Raw genomic sequence first — 13,164 nt, forward strand, 5'->3', positions numbered from 1 at the left:
CAGGTTTTCATATAGTCTGGAGAGGCGGGTTTTTTGTGGTGGAAATGATGTGACGAGACATCGGCACCCCTTGCTTGAAATGTCACCTAAAGTGGACTTTACTAGCGCTAACCTATTTTAAGTCCGATATGGGTGACATTTTGCTTCTCGATAACCCAGCAACGTTCGCCGAGCGTATTCGCCAATTGCGCAAAGCCAAGGGCTACAGTCAGGCGCTGCTTGCGCATAGGGCTCACTGCAGCCGCAAAACCATCATCGATCTCGAAGCAGGCGAAAACGTCGCTTTTTATACGGTGTTTAGAGTTATTGCCGCGTTAGGCATGGCGTTGGAGATTGTCGATAACCGAATAGATCTCAAATCACTCGCCGAATTGGTGGAGCATGATGAGTAAGGTGAAACGACTGAATGTCATTACGCCTCAGGGCCATTCGGGCAAGTTGTCCGAAGGTTCGCAGTTTTCTTTCGCTTACCAGTCAGCGTCGCCACTCCGGGAAGTTTCCCTGGTCATGCCCTATGACCCGACACCGTCGGTGAGCAGCGTATTGCAGCCCATCTTCGATATGAATGTGCCTGAAGGATATCTGGCCGACCAAATCAAGCGGCGCATGGCCAAGCATATGCAAGTGGATGAAATGCGCCTGTTGTCCGTGATTGGCGGTAATCAGATCGGTCGCCTCACGTATGAGAATCCGATAGAACCTTCAGGCTCTGTTCGTGCGCAGGTCGGCCTGCGGGAGATTCTGTCGGCGGAGACCTCTCAGCATGTTTTCGGTTTTCTGGTCGAAACCTACTTCGAGTCGGGCATTTCAGGTGTTCAGCCCAAGGTTCTGGTGCCCGATCTGGACAAACTGACTGGTAGTCGAAAAACCATGATCAGCTCCGACCTTATTGTCAAATCAGGAGCGGAAGAGTATGAGCACCTGGCTCAAAACGAGTTTCTTTGTCTGGAAGCAGCGCGGCTGGCTGGACTGGACACGCCGCCTTTCTGGCTTTCCGATAACGGTGAGCTGTTTGTCATGGAGCGTTTTGATCTGACGGCGTCTGATCGCCTTGGCTTTGAAGACATGGCGGTACTGCTGGGGTTAAACAAGGATCCCCACGATAACTATAAATATTCGCAGAGCTACGAAACCCTTGCTGCAGTGATCCGTCAGGTATGCAGGCATGCCGACCCGATACGAGAACTGGAGCGATTTTTTTCATCCGTTTGTCTTTCAGTCATGGTGCGCAACGGCGATGCGCATTTGAAAAACTTCGGAGTGACCTACACGCACCCTGCGGCCACTGAAACGGTGCAGTTGGCGCCGGTATACGATGTCACGACCACCACCGTATACGAGAACTACAACCCCAGGACCGGGCGATCGCTGGTTGACCGTACTCTCGCCATCAAGATGAACAAGGCCAAAGCTTATCCGGATCGTCAGCAATTGATTGAGTTTGGTCGTAAACACTGCGCTGTGGATAAGCCAGCACTGATCGTCGAACGGATAGCCGAGGCAATGAGTCAGGCGCTTTTGATTCACCGACCACGGATAGACGTTGAATTGTTTGCAGGGATGCAACGCGAATGGGACACCGGGCGCATGGTTGCGTTGAATGACTCGGTCGGTTCAGGTTTGAAGCGTCATCCTTTATCAGGCGGCAGAAAAGAAAAGTCTGATAAATGATAAGCGGTGTACCGCTGCCGTGACATTTGCTCCTCAAAGTCGCGTATACGCGACATTTCCCCAAGGCAGCGGCCCGCATGTTTAAAAGCTCGTCCTACAGACGCAGCGTCTGAGGTGGAGATTTCCGACATGTTGCGTCGGTTGTTCGTCGGAAGCGCGGTGGATAGGCTTTGAGTGTCGCTGATGCATCAGCGGCCGGGCCTGGAAAACCCGATTTATACCAACCCTGCCCATGGCATACTGCGGCCGCTTTGCGATTGCTATGTTATGGCGGCTGTGCGCGGGAGGCCTTTGGGCCTGCCGGTTTGGGTTGGTTGACCGGTTTTTCCAGTCCGCGCTCAGCTGCCACCCCTTCGCCTGGAAAACGGAGATGGCAGCGTCACTTCAACCAGCCATCGAGTATGTTTCCCATGATCAAACCCACCCCCAATCCGCCTGAAACCGAAACCTCTCCCTACGAATCCCTCGACTCCAGAAAGCTGCACGACGCCGCCGAACGTGCGCTCGATCATTACCTGAAACCGAACGGCAGCGGGCAAAAGCCGCGCACCCCCAGTGCGATGTTCCAGATCGTCGGTGATATGGACAACGAGAGCCTGCTGGCCCACGCCTGTGAATCCCTTGCATCGGCGAGCGTCATGACCAGTGACATCGCCGCGCATGTCGAGAGCCCGCAGCGCCATACGATTCTGGCGATTGCGCAGATCATCATGTTGGCGGAGCTGGCGGTGAACCGGGTGCTGGATAACGTCGAAGTGGCACAGTCTGCGGCGCCCAGCTGAGTTTGCCGGACTGGGCATGCTGGCGATCGCAGTGAGTCAGTCGGCAAACAGGCTCAATATCCTCCGTCATCGCGAGCGGGCGCACTCCCGTAATGAGTGTGCCCGCAGCAATTCGACCCCCATCACTCGTCAGGTTGCAGAGCCGGATGGCCACGCTTGCGGCAGATTCTGTGTCAGCCCCAGCCGGTTGACGCGCTCTGCCACCGTCGGAACCGCCATCCTGAATTCGCCTTTGGCGTTGACGTACTTCATCCAGGATTGAGCATGGATATTGTTATCGAGTGCGAACTTGACGGTGGCGTATCGGTTCCGGTTTTCCGATTGCAGAGAAAGCTGGTACCAGTCGCGAAAGTGCTGGTCCGTGATGTTCGTGTATTTACCCTCGGGACCTTTTTGCAGCTTTATAGCCCGAATACTACCTGGGACGGTCAGCTCGCCTTTTTTTGTAACGAACTTGCTCCACATCAACGGGTGAAGGCGGTGAGTACTGGCGAACGTCTCCGCAGCCTCCCTGGTGGGTTGATTCATGGAAAGCCATATTTGAAAAAGCTCGTCCGTCAGCCTCTCGTATTGTCCGGGCCTGAGCATCGAGTAGCCGAGCGTATTGATTTCTCCAGTGTTTTTTTTCACGAATTTGTTCCAGCTCCGTGCCGGAATGTTGCGCTCGGTGAAAAAGGGTACGGGGTCGAGAGTATGCAAGGGATTTGCGGATTGAGCATTGGCAGTGATTCGTGCATCCCATTCCCTGAGCGCCTTGACGACCCTGCTATCGGCCTTGGGTGCGCCTCCAGGTAGCCGATTCAACGTATCGAGTGTCCAGAGCTGATTGGTCATCCTGCGTAGCCGAAAAGAGGTGAGGGCTCCACTCGGTGTCAGCACGGGGGCAACCAACCCATTGGGATCATAGAGATTGAATGAGTTCTGAATGCGGAATACCTGATCTTCACCTTTTGCACCGGTGCTGCGTACCAGCAAGGTATTGGATGGGGTGCGATAGATGCCCGAACCTTCGGCCAGAGACGAACCGGCGGGAATACCGCCCGCGACTGCCAGACGGGAGTTTTCCTGGAGAAAGGCTTTCTGGTAGCCCGTCAGGTCCGCCAATGTTGTGCTTTTGGCCGGTCTGATCAGCAACTGCAGCGGTTTGATGCCGATACCTGTGGCGCGAGCAGCGCCGGTGAGCTGAGTGGTGGCCGTTGCGACTTCGATCAATGTTCGATTTGCCGCCCCGCGACGGACAATCAGCCCGGCGACGTTTTGTCCCAGGCTACGCAGGGCGCTGACGGTGCTGCGACCCACTCCGCCCAGCCATTTCATCGCGGATGAAGCCATCGGTCCGCTCCAGGGCAAAGCGCCCAGTACCGTGGTCACCACCTCGATTCCAAACATCACTTGGTTGAACCGGGACTGGTCAAGCAGTTCTTCATTGGTCACGCTTTCAGCGTTTGTCCTGGCTAGCAGGTGAAGATAGTTTTGCCGATAAAGCCCGGCAAACACATCGCCTCTGCAAGCGACAAGGCGGTGATTGAGCAGGCGGGTTTTGGGCGGTAATCGTGCCTGGAGCCAGGTCTGCCAGGCGCCACGCATCAGTCGGGGCAAGTCGGTTTCGCTGGCGAGTTCGCGCAGGTCCATGCCATCAGGCGCGCTCGGGGTATACAGCACTCGCAAGCCGGTGTTGGCTGCGGACAGAATCAACACGCCGTTCACGTTTTGCCCGCCGCGGCCATCCGGAGCATTACCGGTGGGATTGAACACCAGAGCGTTGGCGATGACTGCCTGTCCATCGACCAGGGCGCGTTTATCGGGATCTGGCGAAGACAGAACTGCCGACACCCATGCGGCGGCAGTCTTTTGCGAATTGTCGCTGGGTAGCACCGTGCTGTATGCGTCCGGGCTCAACCGTGCGGACAAGGCTGCGTAGCCAAGTGTTGCTGCCTGAGTTGCGATCCAGGCTTTTTGCAAGGCTTGGCCATCAATGTTGGTGGCTTGCGGAGCGAGATATCTATCGAGCACTTCCTGCGCATACCGATGACCGATGTTCAGTTCCTTGACCCATTGTTCAAGGCATTGTTTGTCCAGAGTGACGGCTTTTCCACCGGAGTCACGCACCCAAAGACCCTTCGATGTGGTCAGTGTGGCCTCCAACAGGTGTTCTTCACTCCAGGAAAGACTCTTCTGCCAGGGTTGGTTATTTTTCAGCAGCAGATTGGTCAGACTCATGCGTGTGCTCGCGACGCTTTCATGCACCGATGCAAATCCTGATTGCATGCCGGCTCCGACGCGGGTTCGCGTAGTGCGGATCACCAGGGTTTGATCCGGATCGATGCCGTCTACAGGATAGGCAGCACGGATCTGGCCATCCGGGTTTTTTTCTGCGAGGAAGGCACGAATTTTCAGCAATACCTGTGCCTTGGCATACTCGGCGATAGTCGGCACAAGCGCCTTCCATTGCTGGCTCAGTTGCAGCTGTTTTTCCTCTGCGTCCCGGGCCAGATTCTGCAGCGCCGTACGATCGGCCTGACTGAGGCGCTTTTCCCAGTCCTCCTGCCAGTGATCCAGCAAGAGGCGGTTACGCGCCATGAACGCTCCGGCCATATCCAGCAGTTCGAGCATCTGCGGGCGGGCGTTGCCTTCGCGGTCCGACTCGCTATGGGCCAGACCCATGAGGGTATCGATGTCGGACTGCTGTTTGTCCAGCAGCGTCTGGATGCCGTCGGCAACAAAGTCGTCCTCTATCGGCGCAAAGGTAGAGCGCAGATCACTGCCCCACAGGCCGCTTTTCATGTGCTGCGCCGCCAGCGGCAAGCCGGCGGCAAATAATTTCCCGACTTCGTCGCCGGCATTGATGCGCGCTACGAGCCTGTCTCGTAATGCTTGCAGATTCGGCAGTTCTTCAAAGCCTTGCTGCGGCGTATACAGCACGACAAGGCTGGCGCCGCTGCTGCCACTCAGGCCTTGCGTGCTCAGGCTCTTGTGGCCATAGGGCCAATGCGGCAAGACCGGGCTGGAGCCGTCGTTCGAGGTCAGGACGAAACTGCCGGCCAGACGCGCGCCTTCGGCGCTGGCGGTATTCACTGTCACTCGATAGACACCGGGGCGCGCGCCAGGCTTGAAGTGCGCCTCCCGGCGACCAAGGGTCGGAAAACGCAGGGCGCGGTCGATCAGCAGTCTGGCCTGGGGGCTCAGCGTCTGGTCGGCTGAGCGCAGGCAAGCCTGGACGTTCAGCGCCTGGCGGTGCAGGTCGATCAGTCGCGCCTGTGGGCACGCCAGCTCTGCCGCTAACGGCGTTTGCCAGTAGTCGCGGACTTGCTCGGTCAAACGGGCTTGCAGAGCGTCAGCCAATTGCGTCAGCGAACCGTTTTGCACAATTTGCTCAGCTTCGTCGCAGACGGTGGAGCTACTGAATACGCCCTCACTCACAGGGTCGGCCTCTGCTTGCGGCCCTGCTTCGCCATCCTCGGCTGGCACCTTGGCATTTTCCCAAAGCAATAAGGTGCGCAAGGCCTCAAGCAAGGGGCGCGACGACTCGAACTGACGAAGCCCGTCTGCGCCGGTGCGATAGCGGGTCACGTACAAAGAGGCTGCTTCGGTATCGGCAGGCAGCTGAGGGAAGGTCTCGTTGAGCAGGGAGGAAAGCGCGTTCTTCAAACAAGGATGTTTCTGCTCTTCAAGTACATCGCCGATTTGCTGATTGAGTGCGTTCCACTGCTGAATCAGGCGCGTCTGCTGTTCAGCGTCGGGCAAAGTGTGGGCGAGAGCGGTGACTTTAGTCGGCTCGGCGCTTACGGGCAGCCGTGCGATCAAGTCAGGACTGCCTTTGAGTGGTAGCGCCAACGCCGTCTGTAAATGCTTGGCCAAGGCGTCGAAGGTGGCAAGAGAACCGCTTAAAGCGTGATCGACTTCGACATCCTGCTGCTGCCGTCGCTTTTTCAGGCAGGTTTTGAATACATCGCCGGTAACCGCGGTGTAGCGCAAACGCTGCCCCTGCTTCATTTCTTCGCCGGCCCGGGTTCGGTTATTGAACGCAACGTTGCCGAGCAGCAACGTTTTTTCCGGATCAGCCACCAGACGCCGCCGCAGAAAACTCTCCATGGCGTTGAAGTGCTCGAAGACTTCGACGCCGAATTGCGGGGAGTACAGCACGGTCGGACGAGTCCCATGCAATCGCTCGGTGATGATGAAGCAGCCGCTCAGCAGTGCCGACCATTCGGGCTCGGCACTGTTGTGGAGAGTAATGCTGACCACCTGCGCGGGCGTGGCGGTTCGCGTGGTCTCGTGGAGTACGAGGTTTTCGATCAGTTGCCTGCCTTCGGTCATCACCTGCAGGTGCGTCCGGATGTTGTCGGCCGTCGTTTGCAGCGACTTGTCTCCAGGCTTTTTCTGCAATGCCTGCTCAGCCTGGATAAGTTGTTGCCGGGCATCGTGCAGTTTGAGATCCGCTTCGAGCCTGAACATCACACGTTGCTTTTGGCTCACGGCCTCAAGGACTGTCAGGGCACCAGTGGTGGCATGTGGCGAAGACCAGAAAACATCGAGCGCGCGCCAGTACAGCATCGGCGTGTCTTCTTGCAAATCGCGGATCAGCGTATTCACGGCTGCGACTTGCAGCGCAGCGATGTCGTTGTCGCGGCCGGTATCGTACGCATGTGGGTAAAAGCCCACGGCCTTGTCGACCTGGCCGGTTGGCGGCTCTTTCTCGAGGGCGGTAGGTATTTTCTGACTGACAATAGCTTCGTGAAGGACCTGTGTCAGGTTGCGCGTTCGCGTCAGACGCCGCACTCGCGCAGCGCCATCTGGAGCATCGGGCGAGGGCGTGTCATAGACATATTCGTTGAGAAAAACCGCGTCAGGGTCCGGCGGGTTTTCAGGCACGAGCGCCGCCAGGCCCTTACGCAAATGAGAGGCCATTACCGTAGCGAGAGTCGGCTGCGCATCCAGAAGATGCTCGATGGCGAGGGTGCAGGGCGCCAACTGACGCAGCGCGTCTTCGGCAGAATCGGGAGGGGAAGCGTTCATCACCCAGGTTCCTTCTAGGTTGGTTGCGGTGCAGCCACCACCACTACGGGCGGCGCCGCACACGAATCGATTGTTCGATTCGCCCTAACCTAAAGACTCCCGGGAACGGACCCGGCATACATAACTACTACGTCGCGCCTGTTGCTGTTGCCGCTTGTGTCGGCACGCTTTGCCGGGTCCGCTGCCTGTCGTGTCACTTGTTGTGATCAATATCCAGCTTCGAAAACATCACCTGTCCACCCTCACTCGTATACCCGGTGTTGTCCTGCACATACACCCCGGCCTTGAAGTACAGTGGCTTGTCACGCCACGTCGCGCTGATCTGGGAATCCCACTGATACCCCGCCGCACTCACGCCCAGCGCACCGCCGGGGCTCAAGTGGATGAGGTAGTTGAATTCGCGATCGAGCTTGATGCCTGTAGCGAGGGTGATGACGCGGCTTTCGGCGTCGTCCGGACGCATGCGCACTTTGATCACCAGATTGCCGGTCTGGGTTTTTTCCTTGTACTGGTATTCGAGCTTGACCATCGGCCGCTGGCTTTCGTACGCGTGGATCTGGCCGATGACGATCTTGCCCGAGCTCGGCACCTTGTTCACCGCGAGGGTGGCGCGCAGCAGGTTGTCGGCGTCCGGGTAATACCAGTTGCGCAGGGTGCCGTTGCTGTAGGTTTCGCGCAGTTCGGTACGCGGGTAGATGGCGTTTTCGGTTTTCGAGCCAGTCACCGGGGACCAGAAGAACAGGGTGCCGGTGTCGGAATGGAAGTACTGATCCTTGAAGCCATCCACCAGTTTTGAGGTTTCGACGGTGTACGGCGGGCTGCCAACAGGAACGCTGAGGTTCCAGGTTGCGAGGTCGATCATGACGGTTCTTCCAATCTATTCATCCGGAACGCCGGTGCCAGAAGCTCTAGCCCGCGCGTTTTCGGGCGTCTTTATAAGCGTAGCGGCATTTTTTGTTAATGCCCGTCCGGCGATTACTTGACGTCAAAGTCCTGTCGAAATGCCATCCCGCCCGGTTTTCGGGGGCTGTAGCGGTGACCGTTAGTCGGCTGGGTTGAGCATTGTCTAAATGATGGCGGGATGACAGCTTCTGCTTTCACCGATCCGCGTCTAGAGTGAAGGCTCAGTACGTCTATGGTTTTGCCGGCAACCGGTCCCGATAAGAGAAGCAGCATGGAATGCGCGCAACCCCAGCCAGGTGAAGGCAGCTCGGTCCTTTTGATCGTCGATGATTACCCCGAAAATCTGATCAGCATGCGCGCGTTGCTGCAGCGTCAGGATTGGCACGTGATGACCGCCGCCTCTGGTTTCGAGGCGCTGAACCTATTGCTCGAACACGACATCGATCTGGTTCTGCTCGATGTGCAGATGCCCGGCATGGACGGTTTCGAAGTCGCACGGCTGATGCGCGGCAGCCAGCGCACGCGGCTGACGCCGATCATTTTCCTTACCGCCAACGAGCAATCTCAGGACGCCGTGATCAAGGGCTATGCCAGCGGCGCGGTGGATTACCTGTTCAAGCCGTTCGATCCGCAAATCCTCAAGCCCAAGGTCCAGGCGCTGCTCGAGCACCAGCGCAATCGTCGTGCCTTGCAACGCCTCAGTCATGACCTGGAAGTGGCGCGCGCCTTCAATGCCTCGGTGCTGGACAACGCAGCCGAAGGCATTCTGGTGCTGAGCGAGGACGGCGTGATTCGCTTTGCCAACCCGGCGATTTCGCGACTGCTCAACGCGCCGGTCAAGGAGCTTGAGGGCAAGGAGTTTCTCGATTTCCTGCAGAAGCCACACATTCCCCTGTGGGCCGATTCCGAGTTCTACGCCGGCTACCAACGCGGTGAAACCCTGCGCCTGCATGATGCGTTGCTGCGCACGGCGCCGGGACAGCAAGTGCCGGTGGCCTTGTCCTGCGCGCCGCTGCCCTCGGAGCAGCATGCGATGGTGGTGACGGTGCTGGACATGTCGGTGGTGCGTCACTTGCACCAGCAACTGGAGTTCCAGGCGGTGACCGATCCGCTGACCGGGCTGCTCAATCGGCGCGGGTTCTACCAGACCGTGGAAAACCTGCTGTTGCGCGGCGAACGCAGCGACAGCAGTTGGGTGTTGCTCTACCTTGATCTTGATGGCTTCAAACGGGTCAACGATTCCCTCGGCCACGATGCCGGCGATCGCGTGTTGCGCTGGGTTTCCGAGCAACTGAAGGCGTGCCTGCGGCCGTTCGATATTCTCGCGCGCATGGGCGGCGATGAATTCACCGCGCTGCTGGATCTGGAGTTTCCCGAGCAAGCGGCGAAGATTGCCGAAAAACTCATCGAACGGGTATCGGTCTGTCAGCAGATCGAAGGTCTGGATATCGTCCTTGGCGCCAGTATCGGCATCGCTACTTATCCAGACTGCGGGCGCAATCTCGACGGTTTGCTGCGCGCTTCGGACATTGCCATGTACGAAGCCAAGCGTGCCGGCCGTCAGCAATATCGCTTCTATGATCATGAAATGAACGGTCGCGCACGCTCGCGTCTGATGCTTGAAGACAGTGTGCGCGAGGCCATCGAGAATCGTGATTTCAATCTGGTCTACCAGCCGCAGGTAGCGATCGGCAGCGGACAGATCCGCGGGTTCGAAGCGTTGCTGCGCTGGCAGCATCCGAGCGTCGGCGATGTGCCGCCGGGGTTGTTTCTGCCATTGCTGGAAGAGGCGCGCTTGATCAGTCGCCTCGGCAGCTGGATCTATCACCGTGGCGCCGGTCAGCGTAAAGCCTGGGAAACCTTGTTCGCTGAAGATCTGGTGCTTGGCGTGAGCCTGAGCAATACCCAGTTCGGCCTGCCGAATCTGGTCACTGAATTGCGTCAAGTCATGGAACGCCATGCGCTGCAACCGCAGCAACTGGAAGTCGAGGTCACCGAAGAAGCGTTGATGCAAAACCCGGACGAAACCCGTAAGCAACTGCGGCTGCTACGTCATCTCGGGGTGCGCGTGGCGCTGGATGATTTTGGTTCGGGGCCGTGCTCGCTGGCACATCTGCGCGATCTGGAACTGGACACACTGAAGCTCGACCGCCACTTGATCGCGCGCCTGCCGGACTCGCCACGTGATGCGGCGCTGGTGCGCATGGTCATCGACCTGTGCAAGCAATACGGTCTGCTGGTGATTGCCGAAGGAGTGGAAACCCTCGAGCAATATCAGTGGCTGCAAGCCCATGGCTGCGAGTATGTGCAGGGCTTCCTCGTCGCGCGGCCATTGATCGCCGAAGACGCGGTCAGCTTCGTCGAACCGTTTGACTGGAGCGCGTTGCCCGGTTGAATTCGCTACACTGGCGGACCTTTTTCGAACCGCGTCGCTCGTCCATGACTGTGTTGAAGTACCTCCAGGCCTACCCCGCGCAATTGCAGGATCAGGTGCGCCAACTGATTGCCGAAGGGCGGCTGGGTGATTACCTCGATCAACGCTATTCGGGGCGGCATGACGTGCAAAGCGACAAGGCCTTGTACAGCTACGCGCTGGATCTCAAGCAGCAGTACATGCGCAATGCGCCGGCCATCGACAAAGTGCTGTTCGACAACCGCCTCGACCTGACCCACCGCGCGCTCGGTCTGCACAGCACGGTGTCGCGGGTGCAGGGCGGCAAGCTCAAGGCCAACAAGGAAATTCGCATCGCCGCGCTGTTCAAGGATGCCGCGCCGGATTTTCTGAAGATGATCGTGGTGCACGAGCTGGCGCACTTCAAGGAATCGGATCACAACAAGGCGTTCTATAAACTGTGCGAGCACATGCTGCCGGGGTATCACCAGATCGAGTTCGATCTGCGTGTGTACCTGACGTGGCGGGATATGCAGGCTTGACCAATCAGGAAGGTGTGGATGGACGTCAGCAAGACCAAGAGCAGTTTCTATCGCCGTTTGTACGTGGCTTATCTGATCGATAGCGGCCTGGCGCCGAGTGTGCCGACGCTGACCGAAGTCACCGGCATGCCGCGACGCACGGCGCAGGACACGATTGCCGCGCTGGCCGATCTGGACATCATCTGCGAGTTCGAACAGGAAGAGGGCGCACGCAATCATGCCGGGCGCTATCGGATTCGTGAATGGGGAGCGATTGATCGCGGCTGGATCGAGCGCAATTTGCGGCAGATAAAAGCGGTGCTGGAATACCCCTGATTCCTGCGCGGACGGTTCTGACGCCTTCGCGAGCAGGCTCGCTCCCACAATGGATATGCATTCCCTGTGGGAGCGAGCCTGCTCGCGAAAGGGCCTTCAGGACCGACGCATGCCGATGTGCGGAATGTCATCCTCCAGATATTCCTCGCCGACTGCGACAAACCCGTACTTGCCGTAATACCCCTGCAGATGTGCCTGCGCCGACAGATAGATCGGTACCTGCGGCCAGTGCTTTTCGGCCTGCTTCAGCGCCTGTTCCATCATCGCGTGGCCCAACCCTTTGCCACGGCCGGCGGGCGCGGTCACCACGCGGCCAATCACCACGTCGCCGCCTTGGGACTCCGGGTCGAGCAGGCGCAGATAAGCCATCAGCTGATCATCCTCCCAGCCCATCAGGTGATGGGTATCGCCCTCCAGATCCTGGCCGTCGAGGTCTGGATAAGCACATTTCTGTTCGACCACGAATACATCAGAGCGCAGCTTCAACAGGGCGTACAACTGCTCTTTGCCCAGATCACGATGATGTTTGCAGATCCACTCGATTGTCATTTTCCGATTCCTTGACCATGTCGCCCGATACTAAGCGCAGCAGCGCCGTATGTCTGTATGGCGCAACAGTCTGTGATAAAGGTCAAAATGCCACTATTCCTTTCTCGCGCTGGCTGCGACTTTGTGTAATCTGCTCAAGAGCACTGTCCACTGGCTCCCATGAGCTAATGTTCAATGCTTGGGTTTTGCCGGTAAGGGGCCTTGGGTTTTGACGTGAAACCACGTCGGGCGGTTGCCCGCTGAGGATGTTCAAGCATGCTGCGATTGCTTCAAGCCGTTGCTTTGATCGGACTGCTGGTGCTCGGCCAGGATGCTGCGGCGCAGAAGCTGCGGCTGGCGTTCGATAACTGGCCGCCGTTTACCGACGATGCACTGGTCAACGGTGGCCTGGCCACCGACATTGTCAGCACCGCACTGGCTCGCGCCGGTTATGCCAGCGGTTACGAGCAAGTGCCATGGGCGCGCGCATTGCTGGGGATCGGCGAGGGGCGTTACGACGTTCTGGTCAACGCCTGGTACAACGACGAGCGCACGCAGATCGGCCAGTTTTCCGGCGAGTACCTGATCAACCGCATCCGCTTCCTCAAGCGTAAAGACGCGCCCATTGAATACAACAGCCTCGAGCAACTGCACACCTATCCGATTGCGGTGGTGCGCGGCTATGCCTATTCCGCCCCGTTCGATGCCGACACGGCGATGCAGAAAGTCCCTGTGCACAACTTCGCCATGGGCGTGCGCATGCTCGCGGCGGATCGGGTCAAGCTGACGCTTGAGGATGAGTACGTAGCGAAGTATTACCTGGCGCGGGAATCGGCCAAGGTGCGCAATTCGGTGGAGTTCCTACCCAAGCCGTTGAGTGAGAACAGCCTGCATATTCTGGTCAGCCTGAAGAATCCGCAGCATGAGCAGATCGTTGCCGGGTTTGACCGGGCGATTGCAGCGATGAAGGCTGACGGGACTTATGAGAAGTTATTGCGGCGGCACGGAATGTAGT

The 13,164-nt window shown here is 58.1% G+C and carries 10 protein-coding genes; 7 read left to right on the forward strand and 3 right to left on the reverse strand.

Features of this window, described 5'->3' with window-relative positions:
* Positions 1–128: 128 nt before the first annotated feature.
* From KVG85_RS21795 to KVG85_RS21805, 3 genes are all read left to right on the forward strand, one after another.
* Positions 129–392 (forward strand): helix-turn-helix transcriptional regulator, encoded by a 264-nt coding sequence (locus tag KVG85_RS21795; protein ID WP_225926886.1) that lies wholly within the window; start codon positions 129–131, stop codon positions 390–392.
* The gene (locus tag KVG85_RS21800; protein ID WP_217865016.1) at positions 385–1,671 is read left to right on the forward strand and encodes a type II toxin-antitoxin system HipA family toxin; all 1,287 of its coding nucleotides are present in this window, start codon (positions 385–387) and stop codon (positions 1,669–1,671) included. Before KVG85_RS21795 ends, KVG85_RS21800 begins: the two co-directional genes overlap by 8 nt.
* Before the next feature lie 410 nt (positions 1,672–2,081).
* Positions 2,082–2,453: a DUF6124 family protein gene (locus KVG85_RS21805; RefSeq protein WP_186568943.1), complete on the forward strand. Its 372-nt coding sequence runs from the start codon at positions 2,082–2,084 to the stop codon at positions 2,451–2,453.
* 129 nt (positions 2,454–2,582) lie between these two features.
* On the opposite strand, the gene KVG85_RS21810 is transcribed toward KVG85_RS21805, so the two are convergent.
* Positions 2,583–7,469, reverse strand: coding sequence for a dermonecrotic toxin domain-containing protein (locus KVG85_RS21810; protein WP_217865017.1), 4,887 nt, complete (start codon positions 7,467–7,469; stop codon positions 2,583–2,585).
* A gap of 193 nt (positions 7,470–7,662) precedes the next feature.
* Positions 7,663–8,331: a polysaccharide lyase family 7 protein gene (locus KVG85_RS21815; protein ID WP_217865018.1), complete on the reverse strand. Its 669-nt coding sequence runs from the start codon at positions 8,329–8,331 to the stop codon at positions 7,663–7,665.
* A gap of 312 nt (positions 8,332–8,643) precedes the next feature.
* Between KVG85_RS21815 and KVG85_RS21820 the strand changes: the two genes are divergently transcribed.
* The 3 genes from KVG85_RS21820 to KVG85_RS21830 are packed head-to-tail and all read left to right on the forward strand — an operon-like array spanning position 8,644 to position 11,621.
* A complete protein-coding gene (locus tag KVG85_RS21820; protein WP_217865019.1) occupies positions 8,644–10,767 on the forward strand; it encodes a putative bifunctional diguanylate cyclase/phosphodiesterase in 2,124 nt (707 codons plus the stop codon).
* A 44-nt stretch (positions 10,768–10,811) separates the two neighbouring features.
* Complete coding sequence (locus KVG85_RS21825; RefSeq protein ID WP_137214278.1) at positions 10,812–11,306, forward strand: M48 metallopeptidase family protein; 495 nt, start codon at positions 10,812–10,814, stop codon at positions 11,304–11,306.
* Between the two features lie 18 nt (positions 11,307–11,324).
* On the forward strand, positions 11,325–11,621 hold the full coding sequence (locus KVG85_RS21830; protein WP_016772794.1) for a winged helix-turn-helix domain-containing protein: 297 nt from the start codon (positions 11,325–11,327) through the stop codon (positions 11,619–11,621).
* 96 nt (positions 11,622–11,717) lie between these two features.
* On the opposite strand, the gene KVG85_RS21835 is transcribed toward KVG85_RS21830, so the two are convergent.
* A complete protein-coding gene (locus KVG85_RS21835) occupies positions 11,718–12,170 on the reverse strand; it encodes a GNAT family N-acetyltransferase (RefSeq protein ID WP_056786498.1) in 453 nt (150 codons plus the stop codon).
* Positions 12,171–12,425: 255 nt separating this feature from the next.
* On the opposite strand from KVG85_RS21835, the gene KVG85_RS21840 reads away from it, so the two are divergent.
* The gene (locus KVG85_RS21840) at positions 12,426–13,163 is read left to right on the forward strand and encodes a substrate-binding periplasmic protein (RefSeq protein ID WP_071173870.1); all 738 of its coding nucleotides are present in this window, start codon (positions 12,426–12,428) and stop codon (positions 13,161–13,163) included.
* The last annotated feature ends 1 nt before the right edge of the window (position 13,164 follow it).

Origin of the sequence: Pseudomonas triticicola (assembly GCF_019145375.1) — a bacterium.
GTDB classification, from domain to species: domain Bacteria; phylum Pseudomonadota; class Gammaproteobacteria; order Pseudomonadales; family Pseudomonadaceae; genus Aquipseudomonas; species Aquipseudomonas triticicola.